At 71.6% G+C, this 21,443-nt stretch carries 16 protein-coding genes; 7 read left to right on the top strand and 9 right to left on the bottom strand.

Annotated elements, in window-relative coordinates:
- Window positions 1-47: 47 nt before the first annotated feature.
- The gene (locus tag HJD23_RS32015) at window positions 48-773 is read right to left on the bottom strand and encodes a VWA domain-containing protein (protein WP_171115208.1); all 726 of its coding nucleotides are present in this window, start codon (window positions 771-773) and stop codon (window positions 48-50) included.
- 117 nt (window positions 774-890) lie between these two features.
- Between HJD23_RS32015 and HJD23_RS32010 the strand changes: the two genes are divergently transcribed.
- The gene (locus HJD23_RS32010) at window positions 891-1,796 is read left to right on the top strand and encodes a rhomboid family intramembrane serine protease (RefSeq protein WP_171115211.1); all 906 of its coding nucleotides are present in this window, start codon (window positions 891-893) and stop codon (window positions 1,794-1,796) included.
- Window positions 1,797-1,924: 128 nt separating this feature from the next.
- On the opposite strand, the gene HJD23_RS32005 is transcribed toward HJD23_RS32010, so the two are convergent.
- The 3 genes from HJD23_RS32005 to HJD23_RS31995 form a co-directional block, all read right to left on the bottom strand.
- Window positions 1,925-3,388 (bottom strand): glutamate synthase subunit beta, encoded by a 1,464-nt coding sequence (locus HJD23_RS32005; RefSeq protein ID WP_171115213.1) that lies wholly within the window; start codon window positions 3,386-3,388, stop codon window positions 1,925-1,927.
- Complete coding sequence (gene gltB / locus HJD23_RS32000; RefSeq protein ID WP_171118907.1) at window positions 3,381-7,976, bottom strand: glutamate synthase large subunit; 4,596 nt, start codon at window positions 7,974-7,976, stop codon at window positions 3,381-3,383. Before gltB ends, HJD23_RS32005 begins: the two co-directional genes overlap by 8 nt.
- A 376-nt stretch (window positions 7,977-8,352) precedes the next feature.
- Window positions 8,353-9,084 carry a VIT1/CCC1 transporter family protein gene (locus HJD23_RS31995; RefSeq protein WP_171115215.1) on the bottom strand — a complete coding sequence of 244 codons (732 nt, stop codon included), beginning with the start codon at window positions 9,082-9,084 and terminating at the stop codon, window positions 8,353-8,355.
- Window positions 9,085-9,379: 295 nt separating this feature from the next.
- Between HJD23_RS31995 and HJD23_RS31990 the strand changes: the two genes are divergently transcribed.
- From HJD23_RS31990 to HJD23_RS31965, 6 genes are read left to right on the top strand one after another with little or no spacing between them, the layout of a single operon-like run.
- A complete protein-coding gene (locus tag HJD23_RS31990; protein ID WP_171115217.1) occupies window positions 9,380-10,501 on the top strand; it encodes an ADP-ribosylglycohydrolase family protein in 1,122 nt (373 codons plus the stop codon).
- Entirely contained in the window at window positions 10,498-11,613 is a 1,116-nt protein-coding gene (locus HJD23_RS31985) for an ADP-ribosylglycohydrolase family protein (protein WP_171115219.1), read from the top strand. Before HJD23_RS31990 ends, HJD23_RS31985 begins: the two co-directional genes overlap by 4 nt.
- An 8-nt stretch (window positions 11,614-11,621) precedes the next feature.
- Window positions 11,622-12,815, top strand: a complete 1,194-nt coding sequence (locus HJD23_RS31980; protein ID WP_171115222.1) for an ADP-ribosylglycohydrolase family protein — start codon at window positions 11,622-11,624, stop codon at window positions 12,813-12,815.
- Window positions 12,803-14,170 carry an ADP-ribosylglycohydrolase family protein gene (locus tag HJD23_RS31975; protein WP_171115224.1) on the top strand — a complete coding sequence of 456 codons (1,368 nt, stop codon included), beginning with the start codon at window positions 12,803-12,805 and terminating at the stop codon, window positions 14,168-14,170. The genes HJD23_RS31980 and HJD23_RS31975 overlap by 13 nt, the downstream gene beginning before the upstream one ends.
- 44 nt (window positions 14,171-14,214) lie before the next feature.
- Window positions 14,215-15,366, top strand: coding sequence for a CoA transferase (locus tag HJD23_RS31970; RefSeq protein WP_171118909.1), 1,152 nt, complete (start codon window positions 14,215-14,217; stop codon window positions 15,364-15,366).
- Complete coding sequence (locus tag HJD23_RS31965) at window positions 15,363-16,187, top strand: CoA ester lyase (RefSeq protein ID WP_171115226.1); 825 nt, start codon at window positions 15,363-15,365, stop codon at window positions 16,185-16,187. Before HJD23_RS31970 ends, HJD23_RS31965 begins: the two co-directional genes overlap by 4 nt.
- A 69-nt stretch (window positions 16,188-16,256) precedes the next feature.
- Here HJD23_RS31965 and lgt read toward each other — a convergent pair whose 3' ends face one another.
- The 5 genes from lgt to trpC form a co-directional block, all read right to left on the bottom strand.
- On the bottom strand, window positions 16,257-17,183 hold the full coding sequence (gene lgt, locus HJD23_RS31960; RefSeq protein ID WP_171115228.1) for a prolipoprotein diacylglyceryl transferase: 927 nt from the start codon (window positions 17,181-17,183) through the stop codon (window positions 16,257-16,259).
- Window positions 17,184-17,264: 81 nt separating this feature from the next.
- Window positions 17,265-18,038 (bottom strand): thioredoxin domain-containing protein, encoded by a 774-nt coding sequence (locus HJD23_RS31955; protein ID WP_171115230.1) that lies wholly within the window; start codon window positions 18,036-18,038, stop codon window positions 17,265-17,267.
- A 136-nt stretch (window positions 18,039-18,174) separates the two neighbouring features.
- Window positions 18,175-18,993, bottom strand: coding sequence for a tryptophan synthase subunit alpha (gene trpA / locus HJD23_RS31950; protein WP_171115232.1), 819 nt, complete (start codon window positions 18,991-18,993; stop codon window positions 18,175-18,177).
- Window positions 18,990-20,276 carry a tryptophan synthase subunit beta gene (gene trpB / locus HJD23_RS31945; RefSeq protein ID WP_171115234.1) on the bottom strand — a complete coding sequence of 429 codons (1,287 nt, stop codon included), beginning with the start codon at window positions 20,274-20,276 and terminating at the stop codon, window positions 18,990-18,992. The genes trpA and trpB overlap by 4 nt, the downstream gene beginning before the upstream one ends.
- Before the next feature lie 302 nt (window positions 20,277-20,578).
- Entirely contained in the window at window positions 20,579-21,388 is an 810-nt protein-coding gene (gene trpC / locus HJD23_RS31940; RefSeq protein WP_171115236.1) for an indole-3-glycerol phosphate synthase TrpC, read from the bottom strand.
- Window positions 21,389-21,443 lie beyond the last annotated feature (55 nt).

Genomic DNA, 21,443 nt, shown 5'->3' with positions numbered 1-21,443 from the left:
TCAGGGTGACACGGCGAAGGGCTCAAGCCATAGGTGTCCGCACGATCTCAGCCGGGCCGTACGATCCCCCGCTCCCGGGCGGCCGCCAGCCACTGGGGGAACTCGCCCACGAGACGGTCGTACAACTCGGTGTCGGACACCTGCCGCGGATCCGTACCGGCGTGGAAGAACCCGGCGTTGTCGACCGGTCGCCGGTCCGGCACGGGCAACTCGTCGAGCCTGCGCAGAAAGTCGAACTGCCGGCTGCCCGGCTCGCCGAAGCCGATGAACTGCCAGAACAGCGGCAGCTTCGCCGCCTTGCACAGATACCGTTCGGCGGCGAGCTTGTTGATGGGCCCGCCGTCGGTCTGGAAGACGACGAGGGCGGGTTCCCGGGAGCCGCTGTCGAGGTAGTGGTCGATGACGGCGTCCATGGCCAGGTGGTAGCTGGTCTTGCCCATGTGCCCCAGGCCCGCCACGATCCGCTCGATGCGCCCCTGGTGGTCGGCGAGCGCGATGTCGGTGACGGCGTCGATGTCCGTGGAGAAGAACACGACCGGCACCCTGCCGTCGTCGTCGAGATGCGCCGACAGCCCCAGCACCCGGTCGGCCAGCGCCTGCACACTGCCGTCCTTGTAGTACGGCTTCATCGACCCCGAGTAGTCGACGACGAGGTACACGGCGGCCCGCTGCCCCTCCAGCCCGTGCTTGGTGAGCGAGACCCCGGCACGCTTGTACAGATCCACAAGCGCGGGCGCGCTCTGCTGCACCTTGGTGAGACTGATGGCTGCCACGGGGCAGAGATTACGGCACCCCCGCCCCACCGTGATCTCCGTCCACCGGCGTTCGCTATTTTGTTTCGCCGCCGACCCCACCGGCTCACCGTCCGCCCACCCTTCGAGGAGCCGGCCGTGGAACCCGAGTCCACCGTCACCACCTGCTACCGCCACCCCAAGGTGGAGTCCCACGTCCGCTGCACCCGCTGCGACCGCTACATCTGCCCGGACTGCATGCGCGAGGCGGCCGTGGGCCACCAGTGCGTCGAGTGCGTGAAGGAGGGCGCGAGGTCGGTCAGGCAGGCCCGCACGGTCGTCGGCGGCCGGGTCTCGGCGGTGCCGGTCGTGACGTACGCCCTGATCGCGCTCAATGTCCTGGCCTACGTCGGTGAGCTGATACGCCCGGAGATCGTGGACCGCTTCGGGATGCTCGGCGCCGGGCTGGTCGGCCCGGACGGCCTGCACTACATGTGGCAGGACGTGTACCCGGCGGACTTCACGCCGGAGGGGCTGGTGGCCGGGGAGTGGTACCGCCTGCTGACCGGCGCGTTCCTGCATCTGCCGCCGACCGAGGGGACGTTCGGCATCCTGCACATCGTGATGAACATGGCGGCGCTGTGGAACCTCGGCAGGACGGTGGAGCATCAGCTGGGCCGGGTCCGCTACGTCGCCCTGTACCTGCTGTCGGCGCTCGGCGGCTCGGTGCTGGTCCTGCTGCTCGCCCCCGACGCCCTCACGGTCGGCGCCTCCGGGGCGATCTTCGGCCTCGGTGCCGCGTACTACGTCATGGCCCGCCGCCTCGGCGCCGACATGAACGCCGTCAACCGCTTCATGGCGGGGCTGCTGCTGTGGCTGGTGATCTCGGCGGGTCTCACGTCCTGGCAGGGCCACCTGGGCGGGCTGCTGGCGGGTGGGGTGGTGACGGCCGCGCTCGCGTACGCGCCGCGCAACCGGCGCACGCTGGTGCAGGCGGGGGCGTGCGTGGCACTGCTCGCGCTGCTGGTGGTCCTGACGGTCGGCAAGGTCACGGCACTGGCCTGAGAACACCTGAGAACAAGCGGCGGCGCCTGCCCAGTCGGTCCGGTCGGGGACTGGTCGGGCAGGCGCCACCTGGTGTTCCGTACGCCTTTGTACGGGACGCTTGTGAGTGGGATCAGACCACCAGCGGATCAGACCATCAGCGCGCGGTCCGTCGGCCGGATCGGCGCCGGGAGGTCGCTCGCGCCCGTGAGGAAGCGGTCGACACCACGTGCCGCCGAGCGGCCCTCCGCGATCGCCCACACGATCAGCGACTGGCCACGGCCCGCGTCACCCGCCACGAACACACCCGGCACATTGGTCTGGAAGTCGGCGTCGCGGGCGATGTTGCCGCGCTCGTCGAGGTCCAGGCCGAACTGGTCGACCAGGCCGTTCTCGCGGTCGGTGCCGGTGAAGCCCATGGCGAGGGTGACCAGCTGGGCAGGGATCTTGCGCTCCGTGCCCGGCTTCGGGGTCAGCTTGCCGTCGATGAACTCGACCTCGGTGAGGTGCAGCCACTGGACGTTGCCGTCCTCGTCGCCCTCGAAGTGGGTGGTGGAGACGGAGTAGACCCGCTCACCGCCCTCCTCGTGCGCGGACGTGACCTTGTAGAGCATCGGGAAGGTCGGCCACGGCTGGCGCACCGCGTCCCGCTCGTCGTTCGGGCGGGGCATGATCTCCAGCTGCGTGACGGAGGCCGCGCCCTGGCGGTGGGCGGTGCCCACGCAGTCGGCGCCCGTGTCGCCGCCGCCGATGACGACGACGTGCTTGCCCTCGGCGGAGATCGGGGGCACCACGTAGTCGCCCTCCTGGACCTTGTTGGCCAGCGGCAGGTACTCCATGGCCTGGTAGATGCCCTTGAGCTCGCGGCCGGGGACCGGGAGGTCACGGGCGGTCGTCGCACCGGCGGCGATGACGATCGCGTCGTACCGCTTCTTCAGGTCGGTCGCCTTCAGGTCGCGGCCGATCTCGATGCCGGTGCGGAAGCGGGTGCCCTCCGCGCGCATCTGCTCGATACGGCGGTTGATGTGCCGCTTCTCCATCTTGAACTCCGGGATGCCGTACCGGAGGAGGCCTCCGACGCGGTCCGCGCGCTCGTAGACGGCGACCGTGTGACCGGCCCGGGTCAGCTGCTGGGCGGCGGCGAGACCGGCGGGACCTGACCCAATGACCGCCACCGTCTTGCCCGACAGGCGCTCCGGGATCTGCGGGGCGACGTCCCCGGTCTCCCACGCCTTGTCGATGATCGAGACCTCGACGTTCTTGATGGTGACCGCCGGCTGGTTGATGCCGAGCACGCACGCCGACTCGCACGGAGCGGGGCACAGGCGGCCCGTGAACTCCGGGAAGTTGTTCGTGGCGTGCAGCCGCTCGGACGCGGCGCCCCAGTCCTCGCGGTAAGCGTAGTCGTTCCACTCGGGGATCAGGTTCCCCAGCGGGCAGCCGTTGTGGCAGAACGGGATGCCGCAGTCCATGCACCGGCTGGCCTGCTTGCTGATGATCGGCAGCAGGGAGCCGGGGACGTAGACCTCGTTCCAGTCCTTGACGCGCTCCTCGACCGGGCGGGACGCGGCGACCTCACGGCCGTGGTTCAGAAAGCCCTTCGGGTCAGCCATTGATCGCCGCCTCCATCATCTTCTCGGTGATCTCGGACTCGGAGAGACCGGCTCGCTCGGCGGCGTCCTTGGCGGCGAGCACTGCCTTGTACGTGCTGGGGATGATCTTGCTGAAGCGGTCGACCGCCGTGTCCCACTCGGCCAGGAGCTTCTCGGCGACCGTGGAGCCGGTCTCCTCCTGGTGGCGGCGCACCACGTCGTGCAGCCACTGCTTGTCGGTGTCGTCGAGCGCCTCGACCGAGCCGAGGTTGCCGACGTTGACGTTGTCGCGGTCGAGGTCGATGACGTACGCGACACCACCGGACATACCGGCCGCGAAGTTGCGGCCCGTCTCGCCGAGCACCACCGCGTGACCGCCGGTCATGTACTCGCAGCCGTGGTCGCCCACGCCCTCGGAGACGACCAGCGCGCCGGAGTTGCGGACGCAGAAGCGCTCGCCGACCTTGCCGCGCAGGAACATCTCACCGCCGGTCGCGCCGTACGCGAGGGTGTTGCCCGCGATGACGCTGTACTCGGCGAGGTGGTCCGCGTTCCGGTCCGGGCGGACGATCACACGGCCACCCGACAGGCCCTTGCCGACATAGTCGTTGGCGTCGCCCTCCAGGCGCAGCGTGATGCCGCGCGGCACGAAGGCGCCGAAGGACTGGCCGGCGGAGCCGGTGAAGGTGATGTCGATGGTGTCGTCGGGCAGGCCCGCGCCACCGAACTTCTTCGTCACCTCGTGGCCGAGCATGGTGCCGACCGTGCGGTTGATGTTGCGGATGGCGACCTGGGCGCGCACCGGCTGGGCGTCCTCCACGGAGGAGGCGTTCAGCGCGTCGGCGGCGAGCTTGATCAGCTCGTTGTCGAGCGCCTTCTCCAGGCCGTGGTCCTGCGCGACGACCTGGTGGCGCACCGCGCCGTCGGGCAGCTCGGGCACGTGGAACAGCGGCTCCAGGTCCAGGCCCTGCGCCTTCCAGTGGTCGACGGCCCGCGTGACGTCGAGGGCCTCGGCGTGACCGACGGCCTCCTCGATGGAGCGGAAGCCCAGCTCGGCGAGCAGCTCGCGCACTTCCTCGGCGATGAACTGGAAGAAGTTCACGACGAACTCGGCCTTGCCGGTGAACCGGTCACGCAGCGTCGGGTTCTGGGTGGCGATGCCGACCGGGCAGGTGTCCAGGTGGCAGACGCGCATCATGACGCAGCCGGAGACGACGAGCGGCGCGGTCGCGAAACCGAACTCCTCGGCACCGAGCAGCGCGGCGATGACGACGTCACGGCCGGTCTTGAGCTGACCGTCGGTCTGGACCACGATCCGGTCGCGCAGGCCGTTGAGCAGAAGCGTCTGCTGGGTCTCGGCCAGGCCGAGCTCCCAGGGACCACCGGCGTGCTTCAGCGAGGTCAGCGGGGACGCACCCGTACCCCCGTCGTGGCCGGAGATCAGCACCACGTCCGCGTGCGCCTTGGACACCCCCGCGGCGACGGTGCCGACGCCGACCTCCGAGACCAGCTTCACGTGAATCCGCGCCTGCGGGTTCGCGTTCTTCAGGTCGTGGATCAGCTGGGCCAGGTCCTCGATGGAGTAGATGTCGTGGTGCGGCGGCGGGGAGATGAGCCCCACGCCCGGCGTCGAGTGCCGGGTCTTCGCCACCCACGGGTACACCTTGTGGCCGGGCAGCTGACCGCCCTCGCCGGGCTTGGCGCCCTGGGCCATCTTGATCTGGATGTCGTCGGAGTTGACCAGGTACTCGCTGGTCACACCGAAGCGGCCGGAGGCGACCTGCTTGATGGACGACCGGCGCGCCGGGTCGTACAGGCGCTCCGGGTCCTCGCCGCCCTCACCGGTGTTGGACTTGCCGCCCAGCTGGTTCATGGCGATGGCGAGGGTTTCGTGCGCCTCCTTGGAGATGGAGCCGTACGACATGGCGCCGGTGGAGAACCGCTTGACGATCTCGCTGACCGGCTCGACCTCCTCGATCGGGATCGACGGACGGTCGGACTTGAAGCCGAAGAGCCCACGCAGCGTCATCAGGCGCTCGGACTGCTCGTTCACGCGGTCGGTGTACTTCTTGAAGACGTCGTAGCGGCCGGTGCGCGTGGAGTGCTGGAGGCGGAAGATCGTCTCCGGGTCGAACAGGTGCGGCTCGCCCTCGCGGCGCCACTGGTACTCGCCGCCGATCTCCAGCGCGCGGTGCGCCGGGGCGATCCCGGAGGCGGGGTACGCCTTGGCGTGCCGGGCGGCGACCTCCTTGGCGACGACGTCGATGCCGACACCGCCGATCTTGCTGGTGGTGCCGTTGAAGTACTTCTCCACGAAGGCCTCGTCGAGACCGACGGCCTCGAAGACCTGGGCGCCGCGGTAGGAGGCGACGGTGGAGATGCCCATCTTGGACATGACCTTCAGCACGCCCTTGCCGAGCGCGTAGATCAGGTTGCGGATGGCCTGCTCGGGCTCGATGCCGTTGATGAAGGTGCCGGCCCGCAGCAGGTCCTCGACGGACTCCATCGCCAGGTACGGGTTGACGGCTGCGGCGCCGTAGCCGATGAGCAGGGCGACGTGGTGGACCTCGCGGACGTCACCGGCCTCGACCAGCAGGCCCACGTGGGTGCGCTGCTTGGTGCGGATGAGGTGGTGGTGGACGGCCGCGGTGAGCAGCAGCGACGGGATCGGCGCGTGCTCGGCGTCCGAGTGCCGGTCGGAGAGCACGATCAGGCGGGCGCCGTTGTCGATGGCGGCGTCGGCCTCGGCGCAGATCTCCTCGATGCGCGCGGCGAGGGCCTCACCGCCCCCGCTCACCCGGTACAGGCCGGACAGCGTGGCGGCCTTCATGCCGGGCATGTCGCCGTCGGCGTTGATGTGGATGAGCTTGGCCAGCTCGTCGTTGTCGATCACCGGGAAGGGCAGCACGACGCTGCGGCAGGACGCGGCCGTCGGCTCCAGCAGGTTGCCCTGCGGGCCGAGCGAGCTGCGCAGCGAGGTGACCAGTTCCTCGCGGATCGCGTCCAGCGGCGGGTTGGTGACCTGCGCGAACAGCTGGGTGAAGTAGTCGAAGAGCAGACGCGGGCGCTCGGAGAGGGCCGCGATCGGCGAGTCGGTGCCCATGGAACCGATGGGCTCGGCGCCGGACTTGGCCATCGGCGCCAGGATGACCCGCAGCTCCTCCTCGGTGTAGCCGAAGGTCTGCTGGCGGCGGGTGACCGAGGCGTGGGTGTGCACGATGTGCTCGCGCTCGGGCAGGTCGCTCAGCTCGATCTCGCCGGCCTCAAGCCACTCGGCGTAGGGGTGCTCGGCGGCGAGGGTCGCCTTGATCTCGTCGTCCTCGATGATGCGGTGCTCGGCGGTGTCGACGAGGAACATGCGGCCGGGCTGCAGGCGGCCCTTGCGGACGACCTTCGAGGGGTCGATGTCGAGGACGCCGACCTCGGAGCCGAGGACGACGAGGCCGTCGTCTGTGACCCAGTAGCGGCCGGGGCGCAGACCGTTGCGGTCGAGAACGGCGCCGACCTGGGTGCCGTCGGTGAAGGTGACGCAGGCGGGGCCGTCCCAGGGCTCCATCATCGTGGAGTGGTACTGGTAGAAGGCGCGCCGGGCCGGGTCCATGGAGTCGTGGTTCTCCCACGCCTCCGGGATCATCATCAGCACCGAGTGCGGCAGCGAACGGCCGCCCAGGTGCAGCAGTTCGAGCACCTCGTCGAAGGACGCCGAGTCGGAGGCGGCGGGGGTGCAGATCGGGAAGACCCGCTCCAGCTTCTCCGGGGTGCCGAACAGCTCGGAGTACAGCTGGGACTCGCGGGCGCGCATCCAGTTGCGGTTGCCCATGACGGTGTTGATCTCACCGTTGTGCGCGACGAAGCGGTACGGGTGCGCCAGCGGCCACGACGGGAAGGTGTTCGTGGAGAACCGGGAGTGCACGAGCGCGATCGCGGAGGCGAACCGGCGGTCGGACAGGTCCGGGAAGAAGGGCTCCAGCTGGCCCGTGGTCAGCATGCCCTTGTAGACAATCGTCCGCGCGGACAGCGACGGGAAGTAGACGTCGGCCTCACGCTCGGCGCGCTTGCGCAGCACGAAGGCCTTGCGGTCGAGCGCGATGCCCTCCGCAACGCCGTCGGTGACGAAGAGCTGCCGGAAGGCGGGCATCGTCGAACGGGCGGTGGCGCCGAGCAGTTCGGGGGCGACGGGGACCTCGCGCCAGCCGAGGACGGTCAGGCCCTCGTCGGCCGCGATCGTCTCAATGCGTGAGACGGCCTCGTCGGTGCCGTCCTCCGGCAGGAAGGCGATACCGACGGCGTAGCCACCGGCCTGTGGCAGATCGAATCCGGCCACCTCACGGAAGAAGGCGTCCGGCACCTGGGCGAGGATGCCCGCGCCGTCACCGGAGTCCGGCTCGGAGCCGGTGGCCCCACGGTGCTCCAGGTTGCGCAGAACCGTGAGCGCCTGCTCGACCAGCGCATGGCTCGCCTCACCGGTGAGGGTGGCCACAAAGCCGACGCCACAGGCGTCGTGCTCGTTGCGGGGGTCGTACATACCCTGCGCAGCAGGGCGAGCATCCATGAACGACCAGTTCTGGCCATTCGTGGAGTGCTGGGACGGCTGGCGCGGCGTACGCATCGGCTCTCCCGTCGTCATGTGGCATGTGCAAGTGCCGAGGGACGACGCTGGCCCTCTGCGTGAGATCGAAATTTCGTGCAGGTTACATGATGGAGCGGTTCTCGGGAACCGGATATACCGTTCCAACATGCGGACGCCGCGGGGTCGCGGCATGGGTACCGCGCACGGGCGGCGAAGGTATGTGGGGACCGCGTCGGACAGATCGATGTCCGACGGTCCGGAAGATCGGGCGGGCAGCGTCGCCCACCCGGAGGTGCGCCGCAGGCCTCATTGCCCGCAGCGCTTACGGCTCATGCCCAGTGGTTAAGCGCTCGAAACCAACGAGTAACGGCTGTAACGACTGGTTATGCGGCCCAACGCATAAGCCCGAGCCTCCTTATCCTACGGCCGTTCCGAACAAACTGCCCAGGGCGTACGTCACACCGGCCGCCGCGCCACCCAGCGCGAGCTGCCTGAGCCCGCTGAACCACCAGGTCCGCGCGGTCACCTTGGCCACCACGGCACCGCATCCGAACAGCCCGAGCAGCGCGAGCAGCACCGCCGGCCACAGCACGGTCGCCCCGAGCAGGTACGGCAGTACGGGGAGCAGGGCGCCCAGCGCGAAGGAACCGAAGCTCGACACCGCGGCGACCAGCGGCGACGGCAGATCCCCGGGGTCGATGCCGAGCTCTTCGCGGGCGTGTATCTCCAGCGCCTGCTCGGGATCCTCGGACAACTGCCGGGCCACCTCACGGGCCAGCCCCGGCTCGACGCCACGCGACTCGTAGAGCCGGGCGAGCTCGGCCTCCTCGTCCTTGGGGTGCTTGCGCAGCTCTCGCCGCTCGACGTCCAGCTCGGCCTCGACCAGCTCACGCTGCGAGGCCACCGACGTGTACTCACCGGCGGCCATGGAGAAGGCGCCGGCGGCGAGGCCCGCGAGCCCGGTCAGGACGATGGTCTGCTGACCGACCGAACCGCCCGCGACACCGGTCATCAGGGCGAGGTTGGAGACCAGGCCGTCCATCGCGCCGAAGACGGCGGGGCGCAGCCAGCCGCCGTTCACGTCCCGGTGCGTGTGGTTGTCGCGGTGCGCCTCGTGCAGCGCCGCCTCGGTCTCGATGATGGCCATACCGGTCCCCCAGAAGCTTGTTTGGACGGGATCTACTTTTCGACAACGGCCAGACTACGCCCGGCATGCCACCCCCGCCAGCAAGGAAAGGCTGGGCTAACCTGCGGTTTTACCGTTCTTCGCTCATCAGAATGCGAAAGCGCTCAAATGTCGACCGGGTGACGCTGAGGCCTGTGAGGCTGCGCGGCACACCGCACCGGGGGACAGTTCCGCAAAGGGTTCCGCGCCTTGAGAGGTGCCTTCAAGCGAAAGGCCCGGAGGCGCTTCTGCGAGAGCCCTGAGAGGAGAGGCCGCGATGCCATCGATCGCCTGCGTTCCCTCGGTCCCGGCCCCCGGGAACGCCGCCGAACTCCGCGCCCGGGCCCGCGGCGCCCTGCTCGGCCTCGCCGTCGGCGACGCCCTGGGCGCCCCCGCCGAGAACCTGAAGCCCTCCGAGATCCGCGCCCGCTGGGGCCGTATCACCGGTTACGTCACCGACCGCCCGGCGGGCACGGACGACACCGAGTACGCGATCTTCTCAGGTCTGCTGCTCGCCCGGCACGGCTCCGCGCTCACGCCCGCGCACGCGGAGGCCGCCTGGCACGCCTGGATCGCGGACCGCGCCGAGGGCCAGTTCCGGGGCGCGGGCTTCAGCGAGCGCGGCACCCTGGAGAACCTCCGCCGCGGCCTCGCCGCCCCCGTCTCCGCCCAGCACCGCCACGCGTGGAGCGACGGCCTCGCGATGCGCGCCGCGCCCTTCGGGGTGTTCGCCGCGGGCCGCCCCGCCGAGGCGGCCCGCCTGGTCGCGATCGACGGTTCGGTCAGCCACGACGGCGAGGGCATCTACGGCGGCCAGGCGGTCGCGGCCGGAGTCGCGGCGGCGATGGCGGGCGCCCCGCCCATCACCGTGGTCGCCTCCGCCCTCGCCGTCGTACCGGACGACTCCTGGACCGCCCGCTCTTTGCGCCGCGCCGTCGCCGTCGCCCACCGCGGCGAGCGCGCCGTCCGCTCCGCCGTGGTCATCGGCGGCTACCCGTGGACCGACCTCGCCCCCGAGGCCGTCGCCCTGGCCTTCGGCGCGTACGCGGCCGCCGACGGCGACTTCAAGGAGGCGGTGCTCACGGCCGTCAACATGGGCCGCGACGCCGACACCACCGCCGCCGTCGCCGGCGCCCTGGCGGGCGCGACGCAGGGCGAGTCCGCGATCCCGGAGGAGTGGGCGGCGCCGATCGGCCCGGCCCGGGGCAGTTGCCTGCCGTCGATGGCCGGTCACCACGTACTGGACGTGGCGGACCTGCTGACGCCGGAGGTGGAGGAAGGCGCGGGAATCGTAGGAGACCGGTCGCTTGTACGGGACCGGTCGCTGAGCAACGGCTGGCCGCCCCCCGATCCCACCGCCTTCGTCCTCGCCCCCGACCAGGACGAGGTACGGCCGTGACCCGCCGCGTCGAGGGCCTCCTGCTGGGCCTCGCCGCGGGCGACGCCGCCGGGTGGCCCGCCGCCCGCCACCGGGCCGCCCGCATGCCCGAGTGGACCCGCCGCCTCACCCGCGAACTGGACACCTTCGCCGAGCACAACGCGACGACCACCCTCCCCGTCCCCATCGCCCTGAACCAGCCCCCCGAGCCGCTCCGCCTCGGCCCCTCCGACGACGCCGAGTGGGCGGTGTTCGCCGCGGAGGCGGTGCTGCGGGCCGGTGACGACACCACCCTCGGTGACCTCAGCCGGGAACGCCGGGTACGCGCCGCCATCGACCTGACCTGGACCGCCGTCGCCAGCGAAGTGGCGGCCGCGGCCGAACGCGCCCCCGAGATCGAGTCCGCCGTGCTCCCGCTGCGCGCCCGCATCTCCGTCCGGGCGGGCCTCGGCAACCTCGCCGCCGGCCTGCGCCCGCCCGCCACCGGCCACGACAACCCGCACTACTTCGACGACGCGGCCTGCGTACGGGCCTGCGCCCTGGCCGTCGCCCACCCCGGCGACCCCGCGCTCGCCGCGTCGCTCGCCGAGTTCGACGCCCGCTACACCCAGGACGGCGACGGCGTGCACGGCGCCCGCGCGATGGCCGCCGCCGTGTCCCTCGCCCTGTCCGGCGCGAACCCGTACGCCTGTGTGACGGCCGCGCTCGCCGAACTGCCCGAGGAGACGGAGATCGGCCGCAACGCCCGCCACGCCCTGAGCCTCGCGGCGGACGCCGTCAGCGCCTTCGCGCTGATCCCCCTCCTGGAACACCAGATCGTGGACCACGTCTACAGCTACGGCATCGCCGCCGCCGAGACGGTCCCGGTCGCCCTCGCCCTCACCGTCGCCTCGCACGGCCGGATCGCGGAGGCGGTGCCCGCGGCGGCCTGCATCTCCCGCGTCGCGGACTCGGCCCCGGCCCTCGCGGGCGCCCTCACCGGCGCGCTCGGCGGCGGCGCAGCGATCCCGGCGTCCTGGCGCGACACCTGCCGCCACCTGTCCGGCTGCGTACTCCCCCGCCTCACCGGCACCGACCTCGTGGAACTCGCCGAACTCCTGGAAGCCGCGCAACCGGCCCCGCCAGGGGGATGATTCGGCTCATGACCCCCAAAGGAGAAGAAGGCCGACCAGACTCTCTCAGCGAGCGGATCTCCCTCAACGACCGGATCACCGGCGCCCTCGTCGGCGCGGCCGTCGGCGATGCCCTCGGCGGCCCCGTCGAGGGCTACTCCCCCGACCGGATCGTCGAACGTCACGGCGGCCGCGTCCACGGCATCGTCGGCCCCTGGAACGGCGCCGCCTGGCGCACCGCCCGCCCCATCGCGCCGTACCACAAGGGCGACGGCCACGTCACCGACGACACGTTGCTGACGCACGCGCTGGTGCGGGTCTACGCCCGGGTCCGCGACCACCTCGACGCCTACGCCGTCGCCGACCACCTGGTCCCGGACCTGATGACGACCCCGCGCTGGATCCCGGAGCTGGAGTCCGAGGCCCTCCCCCTGCACCGCATCTTCCTGGCGGAGAAGTGGCTGGTGGCCCGGCTCCACTACGGCCATGTCGACCCCCGGGAGGCCGGCGTCGGCAACATCGTCAACTGCGGTGCCGCGATGTACATGGCCCCGGTCGGCCTGGTCAACGCGGCCAACCCGGCGGGCGCGTACGCCGAGGCGCTGGACATCGCGGGCGCACACCAGTCGTCGTACGGGCGGGAGGCGGCGGGCGTCTTCGCGGCGGCCGTGGCGGCGGCGTGCAGCCCCGGGGCGACACCGGAGTCGGTGGTGACGGCAAGCCTGGAGCTGGCGAAGGACGGCACGCGGGCGGCGATCGAGGCGGTGTGCGAAGTGGCCTCCGGACACCGGGACTTCGAGTCGGCTCTGGCTCCGCTGCGCGCGGCGGTGGCGCCGTACGACACGGTGGGTCCCGACTACCGCGCCCCCTCCCTCGGCGCCCGCCGCCCGTCCCGGCTGCACTCGATCGAGGAACTCCCCATCGCGCTGGGCATGTTGCTGGTCGCGGGCGGCGACTACCGGCAGGCGGTTCTGGGTTCGGTGAACTACGGCCGCGACTGCGACTCGATCGCCACCATGGCGGGCGCGCTGGCCGGGGCGCTGGGCTCGCCGGTCCCCGAGGAGTGGTCGAAGACGGTGGCGGAGGCCAGCCGTCTCGACCTGTGGGAACCGGCGCGGACGCTCGGCGAAGTCACCGCCGAGATCTTCCAACGGGACGTACGCCGGCGCCGTACCCACGAGCAGTTGTTCACCGCGTTGGGAGGCACCGCATGCTCCGCCTGACCTGGGTCCAGCCCGAGGACCTGATCGGCCACGAACTCCGCCAGGCACACCAGGACGGCCGGCGGCCGACGGCCGTCGAGAAACGCTGGCAGGCGGCGGGCGGCCCCGAGGCCCCGACCCGCGCGGGCGCCTCCCCGCAACCGGCCTCCCGCTATCTGCGCCAGCTGGCGGAGGACCTGCTGGACGAACTGGCCGACCTGCCGAGCGGGCTGGCGGACAGGGAGCCGACGGGCCTGGGGCGGATCAAGGCCCTGTGCCCCGACTGGCCGTCGCCCGACCGCGCCCCCACCCCGCCGACCGACCTGGAGTCACGCCTGCACGCCGCGTGGCTGGGACGAGCCGTCGGCTGCCTGCTGGGCAAGCCGGTCGAGAAGCTCCCCCTCACCGGCATCCGCCAACTCGCCCGCGCCGCCGGGAACTGGCCGCTGAGCACCTACTTCACGGCCCGAGGAGTACCCCGGCCCCTCCTCGACGCCCACCCGTGGAACCGCCGCTCGGCCGGCACCTCGCTCGCCGAGCACATCGACGGCATGCCCGAGGACGACGACCTCAACTACCCCCTCCTCAACCTCCTGCTGCTCCAACGCCACACCAGAGAGTTCACCACCACGGACGTGGCCACCCTCTGGCTCGACGAACTCCCCGCAGGCCGCGCCTTCACGGCGGAACGCGTCGCCTACCGCAACCTCCTCACCGGCATCGAGCCCCCGCACACCGCCCGCCACCGCAACCCCTTCCGCGAATGGATCGGCGCCCTCATCCGCGCCGACCTGCACGGCTGGACCAACCCCGGCGACCCCGCCGCGGCGGCCGAACAGGCCCACCGGGACGCCACCCTCACCCACACCGCCAACGGCGTCTACGCCGCGATGTTCACCGCCGCCGCCATCGCCACCGCGGCCACCGGCACCGCCGACATCCACACCAGCCTGCGCACCGGCCTCACCGTCGTGCCCCCGCACTCCCGCCTGGCCGAGGCCGTCCGCCACGCCGTCGAACTGGCCGGGTCCCACGAGGACTTCGACACGGTCGTGGACGAACTCCACGCCCACCACGCCGCCTACCACTGGGTCCACGCCATCCCCAACACCGCCCTGATCGCCGCCGCCCTCACCCACGCCAACGGCGACTTCACGGGCGCCATCTGCCGCGCGGTCTCCGGCGGCTGGGACACCGACTCGAACGGCGCGACGGCCGGGAGCATCGCCGCCCTCCTCGCGGGCACCCCCGCCGCACTGCCCGACCGCTGGACGACTCCCCTCAAGAACCGCCTCGCCACCTCCATCGCGGACTTCGACGGCACCGGCTTCGACACGCTGGCCCACCTGACGCACCTGGAGGCGACCCACCCGTGACGACCACTCACACCCCGCCCCTCACCGGCCTTCGCGTCCTCGACATGGCCACCCTCTTCGCCGGTCCCCTCGCCGCCACCCTCCTCGGCGACTTCGGCGCGGAGGTCATCAAGATCGAGCACCCCACGAAACCGGACCCCTCCCGAGGCCACGGCCCCGCCAAGGACGGCGTCGGTCTGTGGTGGAAACACCTCGGCCGCAACAAACGGACCATCACCCTCGACCTCTCCAAGCCCGGCGGCCAGGCCACCCTCCGCCGCCTCGTCGCCGACGCGGACGTGGTCATCGAGAACTTCCGCCCCGGCACCCTGGAGAAGTGGGACCTCGGCTGGCCGGAACTCTCCGCCGTCAACCCCCGCCTGGTCCTCACCCGCGTCACCGCCTTCGGCCAGTTCGGCCCCTACGCCCGCCGCCCCGGCTTCGGCACCCTCGCCGAGGCGATGAGCGGCTTCGCCGCGATCACCGGCGAACCCGACGCGCCCCCGACCCTCCCGCCCTTCGGCCTCGCCGACTCCATCGCCGGCCTGGCCACGGCGTACGCCGTGATGACCGCGCTCGCCGCCCGCGAGAGCACCGGTGAGGGCCAGGTCGTCGACATGGCGATCATCGAACCGATCCTCACGGTCCTCGGCCCGCACCCCCTCTGGTACGACCAGCTCGGCCACGTCCAGCCCCGCACCGGCAACCGCTCCCAGAACAACGCCCCGCGCAACACCTACCGCACGGCCGACGGCAGCTGGGTCGCGGTCTCGACCTCGGCCCAGTCCGTCGCCGAACGCGTGATGCGCCTGGTCGGCCGCCCCGACCTGATCGACGAGCCCTGGTTCGCCACCGGCGTCGACCGCGCCCGCCACGCGGACGTCCTCGACGAGGCGGTCGGCGGCTGGATCGCCGAACGCACCCGCGACGAGGTCCTGGCGGCGTTCGAGAAGGCGGAGGCGGCGGTGGCCCCGATCCAGGACGTACGGGGCGTGATGGCCGACCCTCAGTACGCGGCCCTGGACACCATCACCACCGTCGACGACCCCGACCTGGGCCCGCTGCGCATGCAGAACGTCCTCTTCCGCCTGTCCGCCACCCCCGGCTCCATCCGCTGGGCGGGCCGCCCGCACGGCGCGGACACCGACGAGGTGCTCACCGAACTGGGCCTGACCCCCGCCGAACTGGCCGCCCTCCGCGCGGAGGGCGCCCTGTGACCCCTCTGACCTGGCTGTACGCCCCTGGAGACCGCCCCGATGTGGTGCGCAAGGCCCTCACTGCGGGCGCCGACGTCGTCGTGATCGACCTGGAGGACGCGGTCGCCCCCGACCGCAAGGACTACGCCCGGGCCGCCACGGCGGAACTCCTGTCCGAGCCGCATCACCCCACCCCGGTCCACGTCCGCGTGAACGCCCTGACCACCCCGTGGGCCGACAGGGACCTGACGACGCTGGCCGCCCTCCCCGGCGTATCGGGACTCCGCCTGCCGAAGGCGACGTGCCCCCGCGACATCACGGACACCGCGGAACGAACAGGCACCGACGACAGACGGCCACCCCTGTACGCGCTGCTGGAATCGGCCCTCGCCATCGAGAACGCCTACGCCATCGCCTCCGCCCACCCCGCCCTGCACGGCATCTCCCTGGGCGAGGCGGATCTACGAGCCGACCTCGGCGTACGCTCCGACAGCGGCCTCGACTGGCCCCGCTCCCGCATCGTCAACGCGGCCCGGGCGGCGGCCCTCGCCCCGCCACCCCAGTCGGTCCACCCGGACGTCCGCGACCTGGACGGCCTGGCGGCGACCTGCGCCCACGGCCGGGCCCTGGGCTTCCTGGGCCGGGCCGCCATCCACCCCCGCCAACTCCCGATCATCGAACGTGCCTACCTCCCCACCCAGGACGAGATCGAGAAGGCCGAGACCATCCTGAAGGCGGCGGCCACCAACAGCTCGGCGCAGGCCCTCCCGGACGGCACGTTCATCGACGCGGCGGTGGTCACCGAAGCGACCCGGACCCTGGCCTTGGCCCGCCGCGACTGACCTTCCCCCGACACACAACGAGGGCGCCCGGAGAAGCTCCGAGCGCCCTCGCCGACGTATGTCCGGCCGTCAGGTCTTCTTCGTCGCCGACCCGGCCTCGTCCTCGGCCACGTCGGACGTCGCGTCCTCGGTCTCGCCCTCGGCCTCGCCGGTGCCGTCGGCTCCGGCCTCACCGTCGGAGACACCCGGCTCCACCACGTCCTCCCGGCCCGGTCGCGTCCTGGCGGACAGCACGATGTAGACCACGGCCAGCAGCAGGACGAGCAGTGCGGTCCAGTTGTTCAGCCGCAGGCCCAGGATGTGGTGGGCGTCGTCGACACGCATGTACTCGATCCAGAACCGGCCCGCACAGTACGAGGCGACGTACAGCGCGAACGCCCGGCCGTGGCCGAGGTTGAACCGCCGGTCGGCCCAGATCACCAGCACCGCGACGCCGATGCACCACAGGGACTCGTACAGGAACGTCGGGTGGTAGTACCCCGGGACCCGCCCGTCCGCCGTGGACGTGATGTGCAGCGCCCACGGCAGGTCGGTCTCCCGCCCGTACAGCTCCTGGTTGAACCAGTTGCCCCAGCGCCCGATCGCCTGCGCGAAGGCGATACCGGGCGCGATGGCGTCGGCGTACGCGGGCAGCGGGATGCCCCGGCGGCGGCAGCCGATCCACGCGCCGACCGCACCGAGCGCGATCGCGCCCCAGATGCCGAGGCCGCCCTCCCAGATCTTGAAGGCGTCCACCCAGTCACGGCCCTCGCTGAAGTACAGCTGGTAGTCCGTGATCACGTGGTAGAGCCGACCGCCGACCAGGCCGAACGGCACCGCCCAGACCGCGATGTCGGCCACGGTGCCGGACCGGCCGCCGCGGGCGATCCAGCGCTTGTTGCCGTACCACACGGCCACGAAGACACCGAGGATGATGCAGAACGCGTAGCCGCGCAGCGGGATGGGGCCGAGGTACAGCACTCCGCGCGACGGGCTGGGGATGTAGGCAAGTTCCATGGCAAGGTCGACGCTACCCTGCCGGGCCGACCCGGTGGCAGGCAGCCCGGCTACGGCTCCATAACGGGACGGGTCCGCGCCTCACCCCCGCGCGGCCTCCTGCACCTGCTGCTTCAGCTTCGCGGGCGTCATCGTCTGGTCCTGGTAGATGTTCTTGCCGTTGAGCAGCACGGTCGGCGTGGCGGTGAAGCCGCCCTTGTTGAAGGCCTCGGCGGACTTGTCGACCCAGCTCTTGTGCGTGCCGTCCTCGACGCACTCGCGGAACGCGGGCGTGTTCAGGCCCTCGACCTTCCCGGCCAGGTCGATCAGCTTGGTGTTGTCCGCGAAGGCGTCGTCCGTCTCCGGCGGCTGGTTGTCGTAGAGCACGTCGTGGTACGGCGTGAACCTGCCCGCGTCCTGCGCGCAGGCGGCGGCGTTGGCCGCGTTGCGGGAGCCGCTGCCGCCCATGTTGCCGTCGATGATCGTCGCCAGCCGGTACTCCACTCTCAGCTGGCCCGCGTCCGCCAGCTCGTGGATCGTCGAACGGTAGGTCTGCTCGAAGGACTTGCAGGCCGGGCAGCGGAAGTCCTCCCAGACCGTGAGCGTCGACTTGGCGGTGTCCGGGCCGACCGGGATGGCGAGGTTGTCCTCGCCGTTCGCCCCCGACGGCGCCACGACCGGGCCCGCGCTGTCGTCGCCGTCCTTGCCGGCGTTCGCTGCGATCACGCCGATCACCGCGGCCAGGCCCAGGACGGCCACGACCGCCGTGCCCACGATCAGCGCCCGCCTGCGCTTCTCCGCGGCCTTCTGCTTCTCACGCTCGACCGCCAGCCGCTCCCGGGCGGTGCGCTTTCCATCACGGTTCTTCTCGCTCACACCCCGCAGAACGAACCGGGGAGGCGCACCGCGCCTCCCCGGTCCAAGGTCCACCCGTACGAGGGACCCGTATGACTTGCAGGTTTGCTACGACGGCCTACTTGGGCCTGCCGCTTACTTACGCCTGTCCGCTTACTTACGCCTGTCCGCGCACGCCCTTCGCCAGCTCACCCGCGAGCGCGCGGACCGCCTCGACACCGGCCGTCTGATCCGGCGCGTCCAGCATCCGCTTGACGAAGGCCGAGCCGACGATCACTCCGTCGGCGAAGCCGGCCACCTCGGCGGCCTGCACCGCGTTGGAGACGCCCAGCCCGACGCAGACCGGCAGGTCGGTGCCGGTGGCCCGGGTCCGCCGCACCAGGTCCTGGGCCTGCGCGCCGACCGTCTCGCGGGTGCCCGTGACGCCCATCAGCGAGGCGGCGTACACAAAGCCGCTGCCCGCCGCGGTGATCTGTGCGAGCCGCTCGTCCTTGCTGCTCGGCGCGACCACGAAGACCGTCGCCAGGCCGTGCTTCTCGGCGTGCTCCCGCCACAGCGCCGCCTCCTGCACGGGCAGGTCGGGCAGGATGCATCCGGCGCCGCCCGCCTCGGCCAGCTCGGCGGTGAAGCGCTCGACGCCGTAGCGGTCGATGGGGTTCCAGTAGGTCATGACGAGGACCGGCTTGCCGGTGGCCTCGTATGCCTTCCGGACCGTGCGCATGACGTCCGCGATCTTCACACCGCCGCGCAGGGCGATGTCGTCGGCGGTCTGGATGACCGGGCCGTCGAGGACGGGATCGCTGTGCGGCAGCCCCACCTCGACGATGTCGGCGCCGCCGTCGAGGACGGCCTTGATCGCCTCGATGCCGCCGTCCACGGTCGGGAACCCGGCCGGGAGGTAGGCGATCAGGACGGAACGCCCCTCGGACTTCGCCGCGGCGAGGGTGTCGCTCAGCAGCTGAATGTTCCCGCTCACTTGGCGTCCCCCTCGATCTCGGCGGTGTCGGTGTCCGCGTCGGCGGCGACCTCGGCGTCGGTGTCGTACAGGCCGAAGTAGCGGGCGGCGGTGTCCATGTCCTTGTCGCCGCGGCCGGACAGGTTGACCACGATCAGCCCGTCCTTGCCCAGCTCCCGGCCGACCTCCAGGGCACCGGCCAGCGCGTGGGCGCTCTCGATGGCCGGGATGATCCCCTCGGTCCGCGACAGCAGCCGCAGCGCCTGCATCGCGGCGTCGTCGGTGATCGCGCGGTACTCACCGCGGCCGGTGTCCTTGAGGTAGGAGTGCTCGGGGCCGATGCCGGGGTAGTCGAGTCCCGCCGAGATCGAGTACGGCTCGGTGATCTGGCCTTCCTCGTCCTGGAGGACGTAGGACCGCGAACCGTGCAGGATGCCGGGCTCGCCCGCGGTCAGGGTGGCCGCGTGCTCACCGGTCTCCACGCCGTGCCCGGCGGGCTCGCAGCCGATGAGGCGGACGTCCGGGTCCGGGATGAAGGCGTGGAACAGGCCGATGGCGTTGGAACCGCCGCCGACGCAGGCGATGGCGGCGTCGGGAAGACGGCCCGCGCGCTCCAGGAGCTGGCGGCGCGCCTCGACGCCGATCACGCGGTGGAAGTCGCGGACCATGGCCGGGAAGGGGTGCGGGCCCGCGACGGTGCCGAACAGGTAGTGGGTGTGGTCGACGTTGGCGACCCAGTCGCGGAAGGCCTCGTTGATGGCGTCCTTCAGCGTGCGGCTGCCGGACTTCACGGCGATGACCTCGGCGCCGAGCATGCGCATCCGGGCCACGTTGAGGGCCTGGCGCTGGGTGTCGATCTCGCCCATGTAGATCGTGCAGTCCAGGCCGAAGAGGGCGCACGCGGTGGCCGTGGCGACGCCGTGCTGGCCGGCGCCGGTCTCGGCGATCACGCGGGTTTTGCCCATGCGCTTGGTGAGCAGGGCCTGGCCGAGGACGTTGTTGATCTTGTGGGAGCCGGTGTGGTTGAGGTCCTCGCGCTTGAGGAACACCTTGGCGCCACCGGCGTGCTCGGCGAACCTGGGCACCTCGGTGAGGGCGCTCGGGCGACCGGTGTAGTTGACGAGCAGGTCGTCGAGCTCGCGGGCGAACTCGGGGTCGTGCTTGGCCTTGTCGTACTCGACGGCGACCTCGTCGACGGCGGCGACGAGGGCCTCCGGGATGAACTTGCCGCCGAATGCGCCGAAGTAGCCTTCGGCGCTGGGGACCTGACCCTCCGGGTCCGGGATGAAGAACTGGCTGGGCATGCGGAAACCTCACGGTGAGTGCGTGAAAAAGACACTGATCGCCGTGGGGGCGGGGGTTGTCAGATGACTGCGGGCCGTCGGTGGCCGATCGCGCCCTTCCCCGCGCCCCTGAAGGCCGGCTGCCATCGACGTCCGTTGACCTGCCCGGGTTCGTCGCCGATCACATAACGGACCCGGCGGCCGTGCACCCGTCGCGCAGGGGCGCGGCAGCCTCGGGGCCTGCAGCCGCGCGCGAGGCGGGCGTACGGGTCCCTGGCCGTCAGTGTGATCGTCGCAGTCATCGCCGCTCAGCTTATCGGGGATCAGCCCCGGCCGTGCCGGAGTGCGGGATGTGCGCCCGCCGCCACCAGGTCGGACACCGCCGTCTTGGGGTCCTTGCCGGTGACGAGGGACTCGCCGACCAGGACGGCGTCGGCGCCCGCGTTGGCGTAGGCGATCAGGTCGTGCGGGCCGCGGATGCCGGACTCGGCGACCTTGACGATGCCCTCCGGGATCTCCGGGGCGACCCGCTCGAAGGTGCCGCGGTCGACCTCCAGCGTCTTGAGGTTGCGCGCGTTGACGCCGATGAGCTTGGCGCCCGCGTCGACCGCGCGGTCGACCTCGTCCTCGTCGTGCACCTCGACGAGCGGGGTGAGCCCGATGGACACCGCCCGCTCGATCAGGGACTCCAGGGCGGGCTGGTCGAGGGCCGCGACGATCAGCAGCGCGAGGTCGGCGCCGTACGCCCGGGCCTCCCACAGCTGGTACGAGGTGACGATGAAGTCCTTGCGCAGCACGGGGATGTCCACGCGCGCGCGGACCGCCTCCAGGTCGGCGAGGGAGCCGCCGAAGCGGCGCTGTTCGGTGAGGACGGAGATGACGGCCGCGCCGCCCGCCTCGTAGTCCGCGGCGAGGCCGGCCGGGTCGGCGATCGCGGCCAGCGCGCCCTTGGAGGGGCTGGACCGCTTGACCTCACAGATGACCTGGACGCCGTCGCCGCGCAGGGCGGCCAGTCCGTCCTTGGCGGCGGGGGCCTTCGCCGCGCGCTCCTTGAGCTCGTCGAGGCTCACGCGCGCCTGCCGCTCCGCGAGGTCGGCACGGACTCCGTCGATGATCTCGTCGAGCACACTCACGCGAGTGGCCCCCTTCCAGACGGTTGACTGTCACAGCGGCACCGAAGAACAAAAC

The organism is Streptomyces sp. Z423-1, from assembly GCF_013009255.1.
Classification (GTDB): Bacteria; Actinomycetota; Actinomycetes; order Streptomycetales; family Streptomycetaceae; genus Streptomyces; species Streptomyces gossypiisoli.
The sequence above is the reverse complement of the archived record's forward strand: the minus strand, read 5'-3'. Positions and strand labels throughout refer to the sequence as shown.